Origin of the sequence: Maribacter taeanensis, assembly GCF_047345145.1 — a bacterium.
Lineage (GTDB): Bacteria > Bacteroidota > Bacteroidia > Flavobacteriales > Flavobacteriaceae > Maribacter_C.
Genome location: NZ_JBLFER010000001.1, coordinates 1,316,877 through 1,336,333, shown reverse-complemented (window position 1 = coordinate 1,336,333; position 19,457 = coordinate 1,316,877). Strand labels below are relative to the sequence as shown.

21 protein-coding genes, 2 rRNA genes and 1 other RNA gene are annotated in these 19,457 nt (G+C 35.9%); 13 read left to right on the top strand and 11 right to left on the bottom strand.

Features of this window, described 5'->3' with window-relative positions; all coding sequences use genetic code 11:
• The 3 genes from ACKWCD_RS05860 to trhA all read left to right on the top strand — a co-directional run.
• Positions 1-98: ribosomal RNA gene (locus ACKWCD_RS05860) — 23S ribosomal RNA — on the top strand; the annotation flags it as partial.
• A 224-nt stretch (positions 99-322) separates the two neighbouring features.
• Positions 323-434 (top strand): 5S ribosomal RNA (gene rrf / locus ACKWCD_RS05855).
• Positions 435-535: 101 nt separating this feature from the next.
• A complete protein-coding gene (trhA, locus tag ACKWCD_RS05850) occupies positions 536-1,168 on the top strand; it encodes a PAQR family membrane homeostasis protein TrhA (RefSeq protein WP_413982995.1) in 633 nt (210 codons plus the stop codon).
• Here trhA and ACKWCD_RS05845 read toward each other — a convergent pair.
• Entirely contained in the window at positions 1,165-1,593 is a 429-nt protein-coding gene (locus ACKWCD_RS05845) for a DUF4268 domain-containing protein (RefSeq protein WP_413982994.1), read from the bottom strand. The genes trhA and ACKWCD_RS05845 overlap by 4 nt on opposite strands.
• Positions 1,594-2,265: a ZIP family metal transporter gene (locus tag ACKWCD_RS05840; RefSeq protein WP_413982993.1), complete on the bottom strand. Its 672-nt coding sequence runs from the start codon at positions 2,263-2,265 to the stop codon at positions 1,594-1,596.
• A gap of 92 nt (positions 2,266-2,357) precedes the next feature.
• Between ACKWCD_RS05840 and ACKWCD_RS05835 the strand changes: the two genes are divergently transcribed.
• Positions 2,358-3,545 carry a THUMP domain-containing class I SAM-dependent RNA methyltransferase gene (locus tag ACKWCD_RS05835; protein WP_413982992.1) on the top strand — a complete coding sequence of 396 codons (1,188 nt, stop codon included), beginning with the start codon at positions 2,358-2,360 and terminating at the stop codon, positions 3,543-3,545.
• Positions 3,546-3,553: 8 nt separating this feature from the next.
• Here ACKWCD_RS05835 and ACKWCD_RS05830 read toward each other — a convergent pair whose 3' ends face one another.
• The 3 genes from ACKWCD_RS05830 to rlmD are packed head-to-tail and all read right to left on the bottom strand — an operon-like array spanning position 3,554 to position 6,240.
• A complete protein-coding gene (locus tag ACKWCD_RS05830) occupies positions 3,554-4,327 on the bottom strand; it encodes a DUF6048 family protein (protein WP_413982991.1) in 774 nt (257 codons plus the stop codon).
• The gene (locus ACKWCD_RS05825; RefSeq protein ID WP_413982990.1) at positions 4,308-4,826 is read right to left on the bottom strand and encodes a DUF6452 family protein; all 519 of its coding nucleotides are present in this window, start codon (positions 4,824-4,826) and stop codon (positions 4,308-4,310) included. The genes ACKWCD_RS05830 and ACKWCD_RS05825 overlap by 20 nt, the downstream gene beginning before the upstream one ends.
• A gap of 4 nt (positions 4,827-4,830) precedes the next feature.
• Complete coding sequence (gene rlmD / locus ACKWCD_RS05820; protein ID WP_413982989.1) at positions 4,831-6,240, bottom strand: 23S rRNA (uracil(1939)-C(5))-methyltransferase RlmD; 1,410 nt, start codon at positions 6,238-6,240, stop codon at positions 4,831-4,833.
• 117 nt (positions 6,241-6,357) lie between these two features.
• On the opposite strand from rlmD, the gene ACKWCD_RS05815 reads away from it, so the two are divergent.
• The 3 genes from ACKWCD_RS05815 to rocD all read left to right on the top strand — a co-directional run bounded on the left by ACKWCD_RS05815 (position 6,358) and on the right by rocD (position 8,753).
• On the top strand, positions 6,358-6,894 hold the full coding sequence (locus ACKWCD_RS05815; RefSeq protein WP_413982988.1) for an RNA polymerase sigma factor: 537 nt from the start codon (positions 6,358-6,360) through the stop codon (positions 6,892-6,894).
• Positions 6,895-6,934: 40 nt separating this feature from the next.
• Positions 6,935-7,318, top strand: a complete 384-nt coding sequence (locus ACKWCD_RS05810) for a DUF6768 family protein (protein WP_413982987.1) — start codon at positions 6,935-6,937, stop codon at positions 7,316-7,318.
• Positions 7,319-7,472: 154 nt separating this feature from the next.
• Positions 7,473-8,753 carry an ornithine--oxo-acid transaminase gene (rocD, locus tag ACKWCD_RS05805; RefSeq protein WP_413982986.1) on the top strand — a complete coding sequence of 427 codons (1,281 nt, stop codon included), beginning with the start codon at positions 7,473-7,475 and terminating at the stop codon, positions 8,751-8,753.
• Between the two features lie 119 nt (positions 8,754-8,872).
• Here rocD and ACKWCD_RS05800 read toward each other — a convergent pair whose 3' ends face one another.
• A complete protein-coding gene (locus tag ACKWCD_RS05800; protein WP_413982985.1) occupies positions 8,873-9,196 on the bottom strand; it encodes a CCC motif membrane protein in 324 nt (107 codons plus the stop codon).
• A 23-nt stretch (positions 9,197-9,219) separates the two neighbouring features.
• A complete protein-coding gene (locus tag ACKWCD_RS05795) occupies positions 9,220-9,525 on the bottom strand; it encodes a DUF2752 domain-containing protein (protein ID WP_413982984.1) in 306 nt (101 codons plus the stop codon).
• A 60-nt stretch (positions 9,526-9,585) separates the two neighbouring features.
• Here ACKWCD_RS05795 and ACKWCD_RS05790 point away from each other — a divergent pair, with 60 nt between their 5' ends.
• Positions 9,586-10,128: a Smr/MutS family protein gene (locus ACKWCD_RS05790; RefSeq protein ID WP_413982983.1), complete on the top strand. Its 543-nt coding sequence runs from the start codon at positions 9,586-9,588 to the stop codon at positions 10,126-10,128.
• Between the two features lie 9 nt (positions 10,129-10,137).
• Here the strand turns inward: ACKWCD_RS05790 and ACKWCD_RS05785 are convergent, their stop codons facing one another.
• On the bottom strand, positions 10,138-10,653 hold the full coding sequence (locus ACKWCD_RS05785) for a hypothetical protein (RefSeq protein WP_413982982.1): 516 nt from the start codon (positions 10,651-10,653) through the stop codon (positions 10,138-10,140).
• 117 nt (positions 10,654-10,770) lie between these two features.
• Here ACKWCD_RS05785 and ACKWCD_RS05780 point away from each other — a divergent pair, with 117 nt between their 5' ends.
• Positions 10,771-11,919, top strand: a complete 1,149-nt coding sequence (locus ACKWCD_RS05780) for a cysteine desulfurase family protein (protein ID WP_413982981.1) — start codon at positions 10,771-10,773, stop codon at positions 11,917-11,919.
• Between the two features lie 6 nt (positions 11,920-11,925).
• Here the strand turns inward: ACKWCD_RS05780 and ACKWCD_RS05775 are convergent, their stop codons facing one another.
• Genes ACKWCD_RS05775 through ACKWCD_RS05765 form a run of 3 tightly spaced genes read right to left on the bottom strand, consistent with a single transcriptional unit; the run spans position 11,926 to position 16,756 of the window.
• The gene (locus tag ACKWCD_RS05775) at positions 11,926-12,585 is read right to left on the bottom strand and encodes a hypothetical protein (protein WP_413983013.1); all 660 of its coding nucleotides are present in this window, start codon (positions 12,583-12,585) and stop codon (positions 11,926-11,928) included.
• 1 nt (position 12,586) lies between these two features.
• Positions 12,587-15,055, bottom strand: coding sequence for a TonB-dependent receptor (locus ACKWCD_RS05770; protein WP_413982980.1), 2,469 nt, complete (start codon positions 15,053-15,055; stop codon positions 12,587-12,589).
• Positions 15,056-15,061: 6 nt separating this feature from the next.
• Positions 15,062-16,756 (bottom strand): M23 family metallopeptidase, encoded by a 1,695-nt coding sequence (locus tag ACKWCD_RS05765; protein ID WP_413982979.1) that lies wholly within the window; start codon positions 16,754-16,756, stop codon positions 15,062-15,064.
• 276 nt (positions 16,757-17,032) lie between these two features.
• Here ACKWCD_RS05765 and ACKWCD_RS05760 point away from each other — a divergent pair, with 276 nt between their 5' ends.
• The 4 genes from ACKWCD_RS05760 to rny all read left to right on the top strand — a co-directional run bounded on the left by ACKWCD_RS05760 (position 17,033) and on the right by rny (position 19,416).
• Positions 17,033-17,323, top strand: a complete 291-nt coding sequence (locus ACKWCD_RS05760; RefSeq protein WP_413982978.1) for a hypothetical protein — start codon at positions 17,033-17,035, stop codon at positions 17,321-17,323.
• 13 nt (positions 17,324-17,336) lie between these two features.
• Positions 17,337-17,633, top strand: a complete 297-nt coding sequence (locus ACKWCD_RS05755; RefSeq protein WP_413982977.1) for a cell division protein ZapA — start codon at positions 17,337-17,339, stop codon at positions 17,631-17,633.
• 53 nt (positions 17,634-17,686) lie between these two features.
• Positions 17,687-17,796: non-coding RNA, 6S RNA (gene ssrS / locus ACKWCD_RS05750), on the top strand.
• A 51-nt stretch (positions 17,797-17,847) separates the two neighbouring features.
• Positions 17,848-19,416, top strand: a complete 1,569-nt coding sequence (gene rny / locus ACKWCD_RS05745; protein WP_413982976.1) for a ribonuclease Y — start codon at positions 17,848-17,850, stop codon at positions 19,414-19,416.
• Positions 19,417-19,457: the final 41 nt, after the last annotated feature.

Sequence of the window (19,457 nt, the reverse complement as noted above, 5' to 3'; positions counted from 1 at the left end):
TAAAGGGTCGTGGGAGATGACCACGTTGATAGGCTATAGGTAGAAGTGTAGTAATACATGCAGCCGAGTAGTACTAATTGCCCGTCAAGCTTGCGCAAAGTGAAGCTCCCCTTCGGGGGAGCGGATACCTTTCAAAACAAGTATGTATATCGTAATATTCTATACTTTATGCTTAAAAAATTCATGGTTTATTTACATCTATATAAAACAAATTCTCTTTCTGTTCCTTTATTATGTCAACAATACAAAGTTGACAGTATACAGTAGCAGTGAGCAGTTTTTATAACCGCCCACTGAACACTGAAAACTGCCGACTGACAATTTAGGTGGCCATGGCGATGGGGCTCACCCCTTACCATTCCGAACAGGGAAGTTAAGCCCATCTGCGCCGATGGTACTGCTACACCAAGTGGGAGAGTAGGTAGCCGCCTTCTTCAAGCCCCTTCACAATCGTGAAGGGGCTTTTTTTTGGAAAATATTTGGGTCTAGATCAATGATTTTTTTAGAAGTAAATGGGAGTATATCTTTGCGTGCAATGAAAGACAATCGAATTCATCCTAAAGAAGAACTACTTAACACCATTAGCCATTTGGCTGGAGTGATACTTGGTTTTGTTGGTTTCTTTTTACTACTTTCCAAAAACTCTGAGAAGACATCTTATGCTACCAAAAGCATAGTCATCTACAGTCTTACATTCATCTCAATGTTCGTAGCATCAAGCTTGTACCATTATGTAAAGGATCATAAATTAAAAAAGAAGCTTCGTGTTGTTGATCACATCAATATTTACTTTCTCATAGCGGGTACTTATACCCCAATTAGTCTTATAGCTCTTATAGAGGGTAAGGGTTGGACGATTTTTTATACGGTGTGGGGCATTACCGCTGTAGGTATTTTACTTAAGTTATTTTTAACCGGTAAGTTTGAGGTACTTTCGTTGGTATTATACCTAGCAATGGGCTGGTTGGTAGTCTATGATTTCGACACTCTAACGGACAATATATCTTACCAAGGAATTAAACTTCTTTTTTTAGGTGGTGCTTTCTATACTTTAGGAATTATTTTTTATGCGATAGACAAAATACCTTACAATCATTTTATTTGGCATCTCTTCGTTCTTGCTGGGGCGGTAAGTCATTGGTTAATGATTTACTCGCATGTAATTTAGCTGTAAATTATTTCCTTGTATTCTTGAAAAAAGCGCTCTAAAAGAATCATGTTCCTGTTTAAAAATTCCATTGTTTCTCGCCAAGTATTCTTATTGTGAATTGATACACCTTCCTTTCTAACATAGATTCTTGATATTTCCTTTTGATTTTCAAGTGTGAAAGAATCTTCAAAACGTACTTCTGATAGATATTCATTTATCAAAATTGATTTTAGGGCGTATAACTTTTCCCAAAGCTTAATCCTTTGTTCCAAATCAATAGTTTCAATATCCAAAGAAACCGTAGCCATTTTTAAATCAAAATGAAATTTTAAAGAGAGCCCTTTGATTTTGGTATCATATAAAATCCACTTGTGAGGATAAGATTTTCCGAAGGCCATCCAAAAGTCTCCACGAAGTTGTTTCGATTCCTCCGTGCTAAACATTTATAAAAAATAGGCAATTGTAATACCAACAATAATGACTAATAACTTACGAAGGTTGAATTTATGTCCCTCAGAACTTTCAAACAGAATAACAGTTGATATATGAAAAAAGACCCCTATTACTAGGGCCGTGATAGGTCCATAGTAGTTGGTGGCTAGGTCAGAATGAGAAGCGATATAGCTTCCGAGAGGAGTCATTAAACCAAATAGCACAATGAAGAAAATAGCTTTAACCAATTTGATTTTTGAACCAAGTAAAAATATGCTCAAGATAATAGCAATAGGTATTTTATGGATAAGAATCCCATAGATAATCGTATCATGGTTTTCTATGGGAAACCCCTCTAAAAAGGCATGTATAGAAAGGCTAACAAACAGAAGCCAAGGAAAACTACTTTTCTCACTATTGATATGAACATGACCATGCTCAGCACCTTTTGAGAAGAACTCTAAAAATATCTGCAGTAAAATCCCTAGCATCACAAAAGCTCCGATAGTCTTTGAATCAGAATTTTCATAGGCCGAGGGAAGTAATTCAAAAACAGTAAGGGCCAAAAGAAAAGCTCCACTGAAAGCCAAAAGTAGTTTGAAGTTTTCTTTGCTTTTGGGTTTTGCGACCAGCACAAAGACAAAACTTAACAAGACTCCTAAAATGGGTAGGAGATAAGTCATAGAAATAACATTAGGTTGTTGTAAGATCCCAAGATTGAATCGACTTGGTAGGGTAAAAATACTGTATTTTTGCGGCAATCAGATGTGAAGAGATGAACAATAATTTTAAAATGGTAGCCAAGACCTTATTTGGTTTTGAAGAGATTTTAGCCAGGGAAATTCGAAATTTAGGTGGTGGAAATGTTGTCGAGGGAGTACGTAGCGTTTCTTTTGATGGCGATACGGGTTTTATGTACAAGGCCAATTTGTGTTTACGAACAGCTATTAAGATTATAAAGCCGATTCACTCTTTTTCGGTTCGGAATGAGAATGAACTGTATAAGAGTATTTATCGTATGGATTGGAGCGAATATCTGTCTGTTGATACCACTTTTGCTATTGATACCACTGTAAAATCAGATAATTTCACACACTCTTTATATGTCTCCCAAAAAGTTAAAGATGCAATTGTAGATAAATTTAGAGATACGGAAGGGGAAAGACCTAGTGTAGACGTAAAACACCCAGATATTCGAATTAATATTCATTTGCATAAAGACCGCTGCAATGTTTCCTTGGATAGTTCAGGGAGATCTTTGCATCAAAGAGGGTATCGAATCGCAACAAACATTGCTCCCATCAATGAGGTATTGGCTGCAGGTTTATTATTACTAAGCGGATGGGATGGTCAATGCGATTTTCTCGATCCTATGTGTGGCAGTGGTACCATGTTAGCTGAGGCCGCTATGATTGCATGCAATATTCCTGTAAATATCAACCGAAAGGAATTTGCGTTCGAAAAGTGGGATGATTTCGATGAAGATTTGTTTAATAAAATAGTTGAAAGTCAACTCAAGAAAACGCGGGAATTCCATCATAAAATAATTGGATACGATAAGGCTCCTTCTGCGGTAAGAAAGGCCCTTGAGAATATTGAAAATGCTAATCTTTCCGATTACATATCCGTAGAAAGAAAAAACTTCTTTGATACAAAAAAACCGATGGAGGGAAAATTACATATGGTATTTAACCCGCCATATGGAGAGCGACTTGATAGAAGTGAATTAGATTCTGACTTCGATGTAGAGGCATTTTATGCAGATATTGGTGATACCTTAAAACAAGAATACCCGGGGACTGATGCTTGGTTTATAACATCAAATTTAGAAGCCCTGAAATTTGTAGGCTTGCGACCTTCACGGAAAATCAAAGTCTTTAATAGTCACTTGGAGTCTCGCTTGGTAAAATACGTGATGTATGAGGGAAGTAAAAAGGCAAAATTTCAGAATAATGAAGATTAACCTAAACACTAGTTTTCTTCCTCTATGGGTTGAGGAATTTCCTTGTCAGCTTTTGGTTTTTTAGCCTTTTTGTAAAGCGGTAAGAAATAGGAAATAGAGAAATTATAACCTATTCCGAATATACTATTGTCAGTTACTTTATTGAAACCTGGAATAAAAAGGTTGCTGAATTCTCCTTCGTTAACTTTCGGATTAGTAACAATCGCTCCCAATCGCACGCTAGCGCCCAGGTAAATATTAGCAAAAAGTTCTGTTTTTATTCCTAAAACAGCCTCCAACCAAGTTTCATTTCTATTTTCTAGCTCAATGGGTCCATTGCCGCTCTCTTGAAATCCATCTGGACTCCAATAGCGATTACTGTCAAAGATTTGATAATTATTAATTGTGTGTTTGAATGTGCTGAATGCAACGCGAGCCCCTGCATAAATCATATTTTGTTCGCCATACCAATTGGCGTAGGTATTATAGTCAAAACCTATTTTAATATAGCTCCCAGAAGTGGTAAAGTTATATACGTCTTCTTGGCGCGTACGCTTTTCATTACCGAGTTCAGCTGCCAAATAATATTTGAGGCTTAGTCTATAGTCTCCCACAAATTCTAATCCGGTATATTCTTCTTCGAAAAATGAAATAGTTGGCCTGCTCAAATCAACTCCAACACGAAGACCATAAGGCTGTTTGTATACGACGGTATCTTTTGGTTTCGTATCAATTGGTTTGTCTTGCGCGTTTCCTAAAAAGAAACAAAAAACAAAGCAGGTGCTAATGAAATACTTTAACATGGGCAATTGTCTCTTCTGTTTCTAATTTTACTGTTGTTTTGACGATTTCGATACTTTGAATCCAGTTTTCTGGAGCCGGGGTAAAATTGGTACTTAGATTTTGATATTCGACAACAAAACCACAAGCTCTAGATATAAATTTTTCTTCGATGTCATAGGAAAAGTTGAGTAGATCAGCATTACCAGTCTCAGTTCCATTTTCGTCTTCAGCGGAATCCATTATAAAAACATATCCTGTTAAAGGGTCAACAGTTTTTAGAGGAATTGCAATGGAATCAAGCGTCGACGTACGATCTGCAATGGTGTTCACAGTAAAATTATTTCCAACTCCACCTACTCTCAATCCTGGTACTACCTTAAATTCATTAGGATTGGCGGCATCGTAAAATCGAACAATTAATAATGCGGTATCACCATCAACGCAAATATCATCTTTTTCGCAGGCCGAAAAAGAGCATATACCCAGCAGAAAGAGAAAAACAATTTTAAGTTTGTTCATACACTTATAACTTTTCTAAAAGTACAATATTTTCTACGTGGTGGGTTTGTGGAAACATATCCACTGGTTGGACTTTGATAACTTTATAAACTTCCTTCAAAAGCGCTAAATCTCTTGCTTGTGTAGCACTGTTACAACTTACGTAAACTACTTTTTCTGGAGAAATATTTAATATTTGTTGTACTACATCTTTGTGCATCCCATCCCGTGGCGGGTCAGTAATAATGACGTCTGGCACACCATTAGAAGCTATAAACTCTTCATTGAAAACGTTTTTCATATCTCCAACAAAGAAGTCCACGTTTTCTATTTTATTATTTTCTGCATTTGCTTTGGCATCTTTTATAGCTTCTGGAACAGATTCAATACCTACTACTTTCTTAGCTTTTTTTGCTACGAACTGGGCTATGGTTCCTGTGCCAGTATATAAATCATAAACCAGTTCTTCGCCAGTTAATCCAGCAAATTCACGTGTGATTTTGTACAATTCATAGGCTTGATCAGAGTTCGTTTGGTAGAATGACTTTGCGTTGATTTTGAACTTAAGACCTTCCATCTCTTCAAAAATATGATCTCTACCAGAATAACAAATTACTTCTTGATCATAGATAGTGTCATTTTGCTTTGGATTGACAACGTATAAAAGTGATGTGATTTCTGAGAATTTTTCCTTCAAATGATTTAAAAGTAATTCTCGTTTGATTTCATCATTTTCAAAAAATTGTATCAATACCATGATTTCTCCAATTGAAGAAGTGCGAATCATTAAGGTTCGCAACGTGCCATATTGATTTCTGGGATTAAAAAAAGAAATCTCGTTTTTGACTGCAAAATCTTTTGTCTCTAACCGGATTGCATTTGAAGGGTCTGCTTGTAGATGACATTTTTCAATGTCTAATATTTTATCCCACATTCCTGGAATATGGAATCCTAAGGCATTTTTATCTTCGAAGACTGTATCAGACTGTAGTTCTTCCAAAGTCAACCATCTACTATCCGAAAAAGAGAATTCCATTTTATTACGATAGAAATATTGCTTTTCAGAACCAAGTATGGTACTTACTTCCGGTAGTTCTAAGTGTCCTATTCTACGAAGGTTATTTTCGACTTCTTTTTGTTTAAAGAATAACTGATGCTCATAGCCCATATTTTGCCATTTACATCCGCCACAGGTGCCAAAATGTTGACATTCAGGTTCTACTCGCTTTTCAGAAAGTTTGTGAAAATTTGTCGCTGTACCTTCGAAATATGCCTTTCTTTTCTTTGTTGTTTGAACATCAACAACATCGCCGGGAACTGTGTTTGTCATAAAAATGACACGACCATCGGGCGATTTACCAACTGTTTTGCCTTTGGCTCCGGCATCAATTACCTCCACATTTTCAAAAACTTGACGTCTTTTCTTTTTACGCATTGGGCAAAAATAGGAATTGGAATGTATTTATTCCCCTAACTTTAAAAGGAATAACAATATTTTAAGGAAAATTTGAACCTTTTTGATTTTCATACGTCTTTACTGTAGAAATGTGTTATGACTGATTCAGGTAAAATTTTTGATGGATTATTGGTTTTACAATATCGGGCAGGCAAAAAGAAAGCATTGGGCCTTTTGGTGCGCAAATATCATAAGAGGCTATGCAAGCACTCCTATTGGTATACAAATGATATTGATGCTTCAAAAGACATCGTGCAAGATTGTTGGGGTAGCATTATTACTAAATTGGATAGCCTCAAAGAGCCGAACTTTTTCGGAAGCTGGGCCTTTCGAATTGTTACTCGAAAATCGTTAGACTATGTAAAACGAAGGAAAAAAGAACGCGGTACTTTAAAGGAATATTATAGCTCCCAAATAATAGAAGAATCCAAAATTGGAGACAATACTGATGTACTTAAGTTAGGGAAAGCAATACAGAACTTAACTAAAGATCAGCAGATGGTACTAAGATTGTTCTATACAGAAAGTTACTCTTTAAACGAAGTAAGTGACATACTTGGTATATCGATAGGAACAGTTAAATCAAGACTTTTTCATGCAAGGGAAAAGTTGAAAACATTTTTAAAGAAATAATAACGGATTCCCAACTTCCGGGAATAAAATTAAAAGGAGTATGAAAAAAGAAGAAAAAATAGATGAACTAATTAAAGAAGCCTTAAGCACTGAAGAAGCAGAGTTCTACGATGAACTAGGCGAACAAGGTCTAATAGGTAAGTTAGGAGAAGTTCATAAGGGAAAAACAGGATGGCTGGCATCAATTATGACGGTTATGCATGTGCTAATTTTTGTTGTTTTTATTTTTTGTTCAGTTCGATTTTTAAATACAGAGGTAACGAATGAACTTATAAAATGGGCTTGTGCTGGATTTCTTTGCATGATTTTTATGGGTATGATGAAACTCTACATATGGATGCAAATGGATAAGAATGACATCTTAAGAGAGCTAAAACGATTAGAGCTTCAAGTATCTGCCCTATCGCATAAAGCGTTTAAATGATTCGGTCATCGAATCGATTGAGAATGTATCAAAATATTTATTAATTTAGCTATTCCACAAGGATGATTTCTCTCCTACGCTGAATTTTCGAAACTTCGAAAGGAAAAAGGTACAGAAGGAATTACTGAAGTTTTATTTAAAGTAATTTTTTATCATGTCAGTTTTAGAAAAAATCACTTCTGAAGATGCTATTGCATTGGAAGACAAGTACGGAGCGCACAATTATCACCCATTACCAGTTGTTTTAAGCAGAGGAGAGGGTGTATTTGTATGGGACGTTGAAGGAAAAAAGTATTATGACTTTTTATCTGCTTATTCTGCAGTAAATCAAGGACATTGCCATCCGAAAATAGTTGGGGCAATGGTAAATCAAGCGCAAACGTTGACCCTTACATCGAGAGCATTTTATAATGATGTTCTAGGTAAGTTTGAAAAATATGCCACCGCAACGTTTAAGTTTGATAAACTTTTACCAATGAATACTGGAGCCGAAGCTGTAGAAACGGCTTTGAAGATATGCCGCAAGTGGGCCTATGAGAAAAAAGGAATCCCTGAAAATCAAGCGCAGATTATTGTTTGTGAAAATAACTTTCACGGGCGTACGACAACGATTATTTCTTTTTCAAATGATCCAGTAGCCCGTAAAAATTTCGGTCCGTTTACTGAAGGGTTTATTAAAATAGAATATGATAACCTTCAAGCCTTAGAAGAGTCTTTGAAGAGTAATTCAAATGTAGCAGGATTCTTGGTTGAACCTATTCAAGGGGAAGCCGGGGTTTATGTTCCATCGGAGGGTTACCTAGCTGGAGCAAAGGCGCTCTGTGAAAAATATGACGTTCTATTTATAGCTGATGAAGTTCAAACAGGTATTGCTCGTACAGGTCGTTTATTAGCTACTTGTGGTAATTGTTCTTGCAGTGATAAACATTGCAGTGCAACTCCTGAAATTAAACCTGATATTCTGATTTTAGGAAAAGCGCTATCAGGCGGTGCTTATCCTGTTTCAGCTGTTTTGGCTAATGATAATATTATGGGAGTTATTCGCCCTGGAAATCACGGCAGTACCTTCGGAGGAAACCCCATCGCAGCAGCAGTAGGTATGGCTGCTCTAGATGTTATAAAAGATGAGGAGTTGGCCCAAAATGCATTTGAATTAGGTGAATTGTTCCGTTCGGAGTTGGGTAAATTTATAGAAGGAAGTACTATCGTAAATGCCGTTAGGGGGAAAGGATTGCTAAATGCAATTTTAATAAATGATACTGAAGAGAGTTCTACTGCATGGGATATTTGTATGTCCCTTAAAGAAAATGGACTTCTTGCGAAACCCACGCACGGAAACATTATTCGTTTTGCACCACCATTGGTTATGAATGAAGAACAATTATTAGATTGTGTTTCTATAATTATCAAAACACTCAAACAGTTTGAAAAATAGTTCAACTATTCAAATTTGAGAAGAAATAAAAAAGCCCTTGTTATTAAACAAGGGCTTTTTTGGCAAGCAAACTTATAAGAAATTTACGTATCAAAGTCGATCATTAATTATGAACTAGACTATTGATATTGCTCCATAATTTCATTCACTTTTTCCATATAACCTTCCCATCCACCCATTTGAGCAATAGAAAAAATTGTATATGCTAAATACATAACACCAATTGCCAATGCAATAATGGCCAATATTTTAGCTGTTTTTAATTGACTATAATTTGAATATCCTTCAGGATTTTCTTGGTATTTTTTTTGATCTTTTAGTGCTAGTATTAAACCAATACCCCCAAAAAGAATACCAGGTATACCTGCGAAGCAGCAGCATACGAATCCGATTATTGAAAGCACTATAACAATTGTAACATTTGGTAATTTTTGTTGTTCCATAATTTAGAAAGGGTATTTGTTATTTATATAAATTTTAAAATATAATTGGTTAATATTAAGACAACGCTAGATATCATTAGTGTTATGATAATTTTATTTGCGTATTTGATTCGAAATAACTGATCAGCCGCCAATACTCCAAACAGAGGAATAATTGTAAAAAGGGCGGGGTACATATTCCACGCACTTACAAAATCTCCTTCGGCCAAAAAAGCTGCGCCACGTTGTAAACCACAACCGGGGCAATCGACCCCAAATATTTTTTTCGTAAAACACGGAAGCATATAATCTTCAATACTTAAGACTAAGAGTAATGCTACTATTTTCATAAAGAAAACTGGTTTATGCTCCGAAAAATACCATTATTTTAGTGGAATCAAAACAATTTAATGACTGTTTTTCAAATTGGCGATCGCGTTGAAACTATAGATGATACTATTAAAGGGGTAGTCACGAAAATTGATGGGCAAGAAATTTCAATTGAAAGTGAAGAAGGGTTTTCGATGGTATACGCTTCTTCTGAACTAATGAAAGTCACTGAAAGTTTTAATGTTAGCAGTTATGAAGTAGCGCGAATAAAAAAGGAGAAGGAAACCCCTAAGCGAAAAAAGATAAAATCGTTAAAACCTAAAGAAAGGAATACTCCAAAAATGGAGGTAGATCTGCATGTTCATCAGCTTACAAATTCTGAGAAAGGAATGACAAGTCACGACAAGTTGAATTTACAGTTAGAGACTGCTAAGCGTCAACTAGAATTTGCCATTCGAAAGCGAATTCAAAAAGTTGTTTTCATTCATGGAGTTGGTGAGGGAGTTCTAAAAGAAGAATTAAAGTATCTTTTTGGGCGATATGATAATGTGAAATATTATGATGCTAATTATCAAAAATATGGATTAGGTGCTACCGAAATTTATATTTTTCAAAACCCTTAAACATTTCTTTTACTCAGAAAGAGTTGTAGTGACTGTACCAAAATTATCAATTGCCAAGTTCGTAATTCGCTGATCAGTTGACGTAACGAATGAAACGGTACTCAATTGAATTTCGTGTTCGTATGTAACTTCATCTGAGTTTAAGGTAGTTGTTATTAAGACCATACCTCCTTCAGCAATAATTTCTTCAAGAACTGTGGGTTCTGTTAATGGTATGTCACTGCAGAAATAACTGGTTGATACATTATCAGAAAAAGTTCTATAGGTTGCCTTTGTTGAACCTGAAGCGGTAATCGCGTATTCAACTGCTCCACCTGAAATCTCATTTTTAAATGCACCATTGGGTAACTCTAAAATTAAGGCTTCAGATGTATTTAATTTAAAAAGAACATTTGCGGTTTCAACAGATATAGGATCACAGTTTTGTATGCTCGCGCTGTCAAAATCTATGGTCTCAATTTGTAAATCGCCATCATCACAAGCGAAGAGTAAAACTAAAAGGTTAAGACAAAGAATACGTTTCATATTTCAAATTTAAATCAATTTAAAAGGATTACCGTTGAAGTTTATTTAATTTTACTAATTATTAACTCTAAAAAAATTAGTAGATTTTATTTGCTAATTTGTCGAGACTCTTAGAAAATGAAAAACGTATATCTAGATAACGCTGCCACTACGCAGGTTAGAGAAGGAGTGATTGCAAAAATGCAAGAGGCACTATCTAACTTTTATGGCAATCCTTCTTCAACTCATAGTTTCGGAAGATCTGCCAAAACAGGAGTTGAGAGCGCAAGAAAAACAATTGCTAAATACATGAACGCTCATCCTTCCGAGATCATTTTTACTTCTGGTGGTACAGAAGCGGACAACATGATTTTACGGTGTGCAGTGCGTGATTTAGAAGTACAAACCATAATTACTTCTAAGATTGAGCACCATGCTGTTACCCATACGGTTGAGGAGTTGGAAGAAAAACAAAACGTACAGGTCTTATACATTAATCTGGATAAATACGGTTCGCCTGATCTTGGGCATTTGGAAGAACTTTTAAAAAAGGATGACAGTAAGAAATTGGTGAGCTTGATGCACATTAATAATGAGATTGGAAACATACTAGATATTGATGCTGTTTGTAAACTTTGCAAAGAGCATGACGCCTTGTTTCATTCAGATACCGTGCAGTCGATAGGTCATTTCTCTTGGGACATGCAACAAATTCCAGTTGACTTTATGGCGGCTGCGGCTCATAAGTTTCATGGGCCGAAGGGAGTGGGTTTTGCCTATATTAAAAAAAGTGTGGGATTAAAGCCTATGATTGCTGGAGGCGCCCAAGAACGTGGTTGTAGAGCAGGAACAGAATCATACCACAATATAGTAGGTCTTGAGGAGGCTTTTTTAAATGCTTATGATAATTTAGAGGAAGAGAAAGCCTATGTTCTTGGTTTGAAAAAACATTTTATTGATACTGTTAAAAAGGAAATACCAGGAGTTGCATTTAACGGATTTTCTGGTGATCTTGAAAAAAGCACTTATACTCTAGTAAATATGCGATTGCCAGTCGACGAACAAAAGGCATTGATGCTTTTGTTTCATTTAGACATGAAAGGTATTGCTTGTTCTAAAGGGAGTGCTTGCCAATCTGGAAGTGGTAAAGGGTCTCATGTACTGACTGAAGTTTTGAGTGATGAGGAACTTCAATTACCTTCTTTGCGTTTTTCTTTTTCAAAATATAATACCAAGGAGGAGTTGGATTATACCATCGGTGTTTTAAAAGAATTTGTAGAGCAGTAGTACGGACTATCTTTTCCCTTTTTTTCGTTCTTTCCTCTTTTCTCTATCGTAAGGAAACTTCCGAGAGGCTAATCTCATCATGCGATCTATTAAATCATCAGTATTTTTACCTGATTTTTTATTGATTTCTTTTTCGTATTTCCAAAGGAGTTTTCCGGTAATTCCATCACTGATTTTTATACCGATTCTACCATAATTGGCATCTCCCAAAAAATAATCTAAAAAACTAAAATCATCTGGTATACCTTTGGACAAGAGGATGTTAAGATCTAAATTCCCACTTATTATACCATCTACTTTTAGTATTTCACTAAGTTCTTTAATAGTATAGACATCAATATTGTCGTAAGTGATATTATTTTGCGCTAATATGGCATTTGTGTTTTTTGTATTTTGGAATTCTACCGAGAATTTTTTCTTCTTTCTCCGTTTGGAGAAGTACGTCTCTAAGGCATTTTGAACAGCATAACCCTCTTTTTTTTCTCGTTCTCTAAGATCATTCTTAGAAACATCATCTTCAAGATCTAAATTGGTCAAAAAGGGCATTATTGCCAATACGGTATGCTCTTTTGCAAACAGATCAAACTTGTCGCTTTCATAGATGTTTTTCTGGGCGTTTGCGAAAACCCCTACGAGAACTACTAAAAATAGCGAAACATATTTCATTTTAAAAACGAGCATTCAGTTTTATATTAAGCACACGACTTGTTAAAAAATTAGGAACTGCAAATTGCTGTTTGCTATCCGCATCTCTTACCCAAGTATTGGTAATTGAGTTTTGATTGTTAAAAAGGTTAAAAACTTCAAAACCAACGCTTAAAGCTTTAAGTTTATGTAACCAGTGGTTTTTTCGGTAACGTTGCTCCTCATCTGCAAAAATATAGGAAATTCCTAAATCTGCACGTTTATAATCTCTTAATCTATTCTGAAAAATATATGGGTCTGCATAGCTTGGCGAGCCACCTGGTACTCCCGTATTGTAAACTAAATTTAGATACATCTTTACATTAGGTACTGCTGGAATGTAATCTTGGTAAAGAACAGCAAATTTTAGTCTTTGATCTGTTGGCCTAGCAATATAACCCCTGTCATTGCTATTTTCTTCTGTTTTTAAGTATCCGATACTTACCCACGATTCGGTTCCAGGAACGAAGGCTCCATTCAACCTTAATTCACCTCCATAAACGTAGGCCGTAGCATCATTATTTGCGAAATAACGAATACGTACATCTTCAAGCGTATAGGTATTTACATTAGTCAAATTTTTGTAATAGACTTCGCTAAGAATTGTAAAAGGGCGATTCCACATAGTGAAACTATATTCATTGCTCAGAACGAAATGAATGGATTTTTGTGCTTTTACTTTGGGCTGAATAGTACCTGTATTGTCTCGGAGCTCTCTGTAGAATGGAGGTTGGTGATAAACACCCGCGGAAACTCGAAATAACATATCTTTTTCCCAGTTGGGCTTGATGGCGAATTGACCGCGCGGACTAAAAACGGTTTGTGCATTTTTTGTAATATTCTCACCGCTAATACTCCAATGATGCATTCTGGCACCTAAATTATAGTAGATATTGTGATCATTCCATAGGTTTCGATCACTAAACTGTGCGTAAGCTGTAAATCTGTCTGTTTTAACGAAGTTGGTTGCGATTAACGATTCGAATGCTTCCAACGGACCGTCAAAAGGTTCTTCAGGTTCATTATTAATAAAGTCTGTTAGCGGAGGGCGAATTGAAAAACCAGCGGAATCGATAAACTCCGATTCTCGCAATTGATCCCGAATGTCTTCGTGTGTATATTTTACTCCCCACTCAATGGAGCGTTGGTTTTTTATATTTTTCCCTTTATGTTCCAAATTAAAAATTAGGGCATCCAAATCGTTCCTAGCTCTATTAAATTGCGATCCAATTCCTTTTGAAGAGGTGACTTCTCCAACCGTTTCACTTCCTAAATTAGAATCTACTTCTCCTAATTCGTAAGCTGCAATAATATCCGAACGCTCTTGCTCATTGGTGTGATAAACGGAAGAAATTAGTTTTAGGGTTGTGCTTTCATTCAAAAAATAGTTTGCCTTCAAAGCCCCTAACTCTGTGGTGTACCGATTATTTTCTCTGCCTTCGTAATTGATAATCAATGCTTTTGGTTGATCTAAGGTGCCAAAGTTTGTTTGCCTGTTTATCGGTTCATTTTGATAATCGTTTATGGAAATAGTTCCTAAAAAGCTCAAATGAAATTTATTTGAAAAACGATGGGTAAGATAGCTTTGTGCATCAACAAAAACCGGATTTAAATTTGTTTTAGTCTGCTGACTATTTACCAAAAGAGAGTTATTACGATAGCGAATACCTGAAACACTAGTAAAATTCTTATTCTCGGAAACAGTTTCTATAGCAGCACTGGCACCTAAAAGACTGGCTTCGAACTGGGCGCCAAGAGTTGTTGGGTTTTTATATGTGATATCTAATACGGAAGATAATTTGTCGCCATATTTGGCTTGAAATCCGCCAGGAGAAAATTTTACATTGGATACCAAATCAGTGTTTACAAAACTCAAACCTTCTTGTTGCGCAGAACGTATTAGAAATGGACGGTAAACCTCGATCTCATTTACATACACCAAATTTTCATCATAATTGCCACCTCGAACGGAGTATTGTGTACTCAATTCATTATTTGAAGAAACACCAGGTAATAGCTTCAAAATATTCTCAACTCCCGCATTAGCGCCAGGAATTTTTCGAATAATATCTTTTGAAATCGTGGTAATTCCATCTGTGTTTTTTTCTCCTGTGGGCGATACCGTAACACCATCAACTTGAATAACATCAGTTTTCATAACTGGATTAAACTCAAAAGTCTCGTTAGTGCCCAAAACTAATTTTTGAATAACCACATTCTTATGTCCCAAATGAGAAAAGGTAATTGTCGTCTCTGTATCCGAAATGATTTCGAGAATATAGAACCCGTTATTATCTGAAAATGAACCTGAGGTTCCTGAAGAAATATTAACCTGCGATAGTGGCATATTCTGCTCATCTAATACAACTCCAGTAATAGTAGCTGTTTGTCCGTTTAACGAAACAAAACCGCAAACTGTTAGAAAAACAAAAATGTACTTAAAACATTTCAAAGGGAATTATTTTCTATAGAACGAACTGGTAAAGGTTGTGCTGTTTCCCACATTGTCAGTTACAACAACAACAAGCTCGCAATGCTTTTGGTTTAAAATCTTGTCATCAAAGTTGTAAGTTAAGGTGTTTTTCTTTGATTCATATTCCATAAGAATCCATTCTCCATTTAGTGTTGCAGAATAGGTGTCTATACCACTTAGGTCGTCTGAGATCTGAAGGCTGAGGTAGCTATAATTATTCAGCCATTGCTTTTCTTTAAAGTTTTTGGCGCGAACTTTTGGGGCGATGGTATCTTTTACTAAGGTATAGGTGCCTAGATTTCTAGTTTTCGTAGTAAAGGTGTTTCCTCTCTTATAGGTAGTTGCATAGTTTGGCTTTAGTTTTTTATCTAATCGGGCTATTAACAGTTGTTTTCGTTCCTCTTTTGAATATTTGGAAGTATCAAAAGTTAACGTAAAATTGCGATGAACAGGCACTCTACTATTGTGAATAGTTACCGTATCATTATCTTTTTTTAGATCGACGTAAAAGTCTTTATAAAAGGTATTAGAAGGAAAATATACTTTAGCCCCTCCTAAATCGTAATTATTGGGTTTTTTTGCAATGACGTAGTTGTCAGTTTTTACGATCTCTTTTTTAATTTTGATAGGTTCTTTTTTTCCTTCTAAGGGTATAATTGCTTTTGTCAAATTTCCTTCTAGGTCTTTCAGAAGTAATTCTATCGAATAGCTTAGGCCTTCTTTTACGGAAATTTTACCTTCATTTTTTATGACATTATAAATTTTGAGTTTATTTCCTGGGGTTAAGAAGCACTGTTGTATTTTTTGGCGGTATTTGCCATAATGCTCATAGTCAATAAGCGTATTGATGTATCTAGTTTCCTTAAACGCGAAGGTTTCGAAATCATAGTCTACATAGACATTACCATTTAGAAGAAGTTGAACAGAGTAAATACCATTTTTATTGGCGGCCATATCTTGTCGGTCATAGCCTAAAAATCCAAAACCGATAGCACCACTTGCAATAACCTTGTCGGCAAGGAAAGTACCATCTTTTTGTTTTGAAAAGTTGAGTTCGACTTTATCATTACTCTGGTTTACCTGTGCTTCTTTAGAGAGAGGATATGCAAACAACTTATCTAAAACAGGATTGGTAGCATCTCTCACTTCGTAACCATATAGCAAAGGATTTGTAGGTTTTTCTGTAATGCTGCTGCGGATTTCAAAATGAAGATGAGGGCCTGATGACCCTCCTGTATTACCGCTGTAGGCAATGATTTGCCCCTTTTCTAATTTTAGCTCACCGTAGTCTGGAAAAACCTCGATTTCATAGGCTTTTTTCTGATATTGAATCTTTTTAACGTACTCTTGAATTTCAGGACCAAATTTTTGAAGGTGTCCGTAAACGGATGTATATCCATTCGGATGTGCAACATAAAGTACCTTACCGTAGCCATATAGCGATACTTTTATCCTGGTAATTGTTCCATCACCAATTGCATAAACTGGAAGACCCTGCCTTTGTTGTGTTTTAATATCAATACCGCCATGAAAGTGATTAGACCTTAATTCACCAAAAGTACCGGCCAATATTAAAGGAATGTCCAACGGAGGTCTAAAAACGTCTTTTGGATAATTTCCCTGTGCGGAAGTATATAAGGAGACAAGTAAAATCCATATAAAAAAAACTTTCTTTATCATAGTAGAATAGGTTGGTATAAATGGGGTAAATCATTTTTAAAGCTTTCTATTAAATCAATAAATGAAAATTCAATACAAGCTAAAATGTATAAAATTAAGCAGATGAACATAAATAGTGGCATTCAATTCAAAAAAAATATAGTTTTTAAGAGGGCCCCTAATAGCTAACTAACGATTTTTAATACATTAAAGTATTACTTCAAGAATAATTGAAAAAAGTATTGCTAAGTCCTTTGAGGTATGTTAACTTTGTGTAAAACGCATTGAGTTTTACGTATGAGTGAATTGGTTAAAATAGTTGATTCTCTTGAGAATAAAGTCAGTAAGTTGCTACATAAATTAGAGCTCTTACAGGAGACTAACGATAAATTAGAGAATGAATTGATTGCCACAAGAGAGAATAAAGACAATTCTCAGAAACTAGTTTCAGAGTGGGAAGAAAAGTACAATTCACTAAAACTTGCAAACTCGATGTTGGGCAGTAATACAAACAAAACAGAAGCAAAGCTTAAAATAAACACATTGATCAGGGAGTTAGACCATTGTATAGCTCAACTCGCCGAATAATGTTTAAAATAAGATGTCAGAAAAACTCAAGATAAAGCTTTCTATCGCTGATAGAATTTACCCTTTGACGATTGACCCTTCGCAAGAAGAAGGTTTGAGGAAAGCGGCTAAAAACATTGAGCAACTGGCTAAAAAATTTGAACAGAGTTATGCCGTTCGAGATAAACAAGATGTATTGGCCATGTGTGCCTTGCAATTTGCATCTAAAATAGAACAGAAAGGCATCGATCAATCAGAAGATACCAGTGAATCGATTGAGCGTTTAAAAGCGTTAGATGAGTTGGTGAATTCTAAGCTTAGCATAAAATAAGTTCTTTAAAATAGCATAAAGTTACTGCCCACATTGGTAATAATTTTTGACAAACTCAACATTAATTTGATTAAAAAGGGTGAGTTTAGATTATAAAAGAATGCCTTGCTCGTACAAGGAACCTTGAGTAGTCTGTTAGCCCTAAACCTGTTTATAGGAGTTTGTACAAAACTTCTCCAATGTGGGCTTTTTTTATAATTTAACTATACTAACTATGGATATAACAACTGGAATAATAGGGGCTGTAATAGGACTCGTAATTGGATTTGTGATTGCGAAGTTCATGGAAAAGGGAAAAGCCTCGAAGACTACAGCAAATGCCAAGCGAGAAGCAGAAGCTATACTCAAGGCAGCTAAAACTGACGGAGAAAATATCAAGAAAGATAAAATATTTCAGGCGAAGGAAAAGTTCTTAGAGCTTAAGGCAGAGCATGAAAAAGTTATTATTGGTAAGGATAAGAAAATGGCTGAAGCCGAGAAACGCACTAGAGATAAAGAATCTCAGATTAGTAGCGAATTGGCAAAAGCTAAAAACCAAAATCAGCAGCTAGAAAATAAATTAAAAGATGTAGAAAAGAAAGCTGAGTTTTATGAAAAGAAGCAGGGAGAGCTAGAAAAACTTCATAAAAGTCAAGTACAACAATTGGAGGTAATATCAGGACTTTCTGCTGAAGATGCTAAGGGACAACTAATGGAGTCGCTCAAAGAAACTGCGAAGTCAGACGCGATGGCTTACTTGCAAACGACAATGGAGGAAGCGAAACTCACCGCGCAACAAGAAGCCCGTAAAATAGTTATAAATACCATACAACGAATAGGTACAGAAGAAGCAGTTGAAAATTGTGTTTCTGTATTTAATTTAGAATCTGACGATGTGAAAGGTCGGATTATTGGTCGTGAGGGTAGAAACATTCGGGCCTTAGAATCTGCCACGGGAGTTGAAATCATAGTTGATGATACGCCTGATGCGATTATATTATCTTGTTTTGATTCAGTTCGAAGAGAAATTGCACGTTTGTCTTTGCATAAGTTGGTTACTGACGGAAGAATTCACCCTGCGCGAATTGAAGAGATTGTCAAAAAAACAGAGAAGCAAATAGAATCAGAGATCGTAGATATAGGAAAACGTACAATAATTGATTTGGGAATTCATGGATTACACCCTGAGTTGATAAAGGCAGTTGGTAGAATGAAGTATCGCTCTTCATACGGGCAAAACCTTCTTCAGCATTCAAGAGAGGTTGCTAAACTCTGTGGTGTGATGGCTGCAGAAATGGGCCTAAATGCTAAAGTTGCTAAAAGAGCAGGTCTACTTCATGATATCGGTAAAGTGCCAAATACCGAGGCGGAGGTAGAAACTCCACACGCAATCTTAGGTATGCAATGGGCGGAAAAATATGGTGAAAAACCAGATGTATGTAATGCTATTGGCGCCCACCATGATGAAATAGAAATGAAAACATTGATTTCACCTATAGTTCAAGTTTGTGATGCGATAAGCGGCGCCAGACCAGGAGCAAGACGCCAGGTGATGGATTCATATATACAACGTTTGAAAGACCTCGAAGAAGTCGCTTTTAACTTTCCTGGTGTTCAAAAGGCATATGCTATTCAAGCTGGTAGAGAACTTCGTGTGATTGTAGAAAGTGAGAAGGTTAGTGATGATAAGGCTGCAGAGTTGTCTTTTGAAATATCTCAAAAAATTCAGACCGATATGACCTACCCTGGTCAAGTCAAGGTTACCGTGATTCGCGAGACTAGAGCTGTGAATGTAGCGAAATAAAAAGAAGAATTTTATTGTATAATAAAAAGAGCTAGGTAATC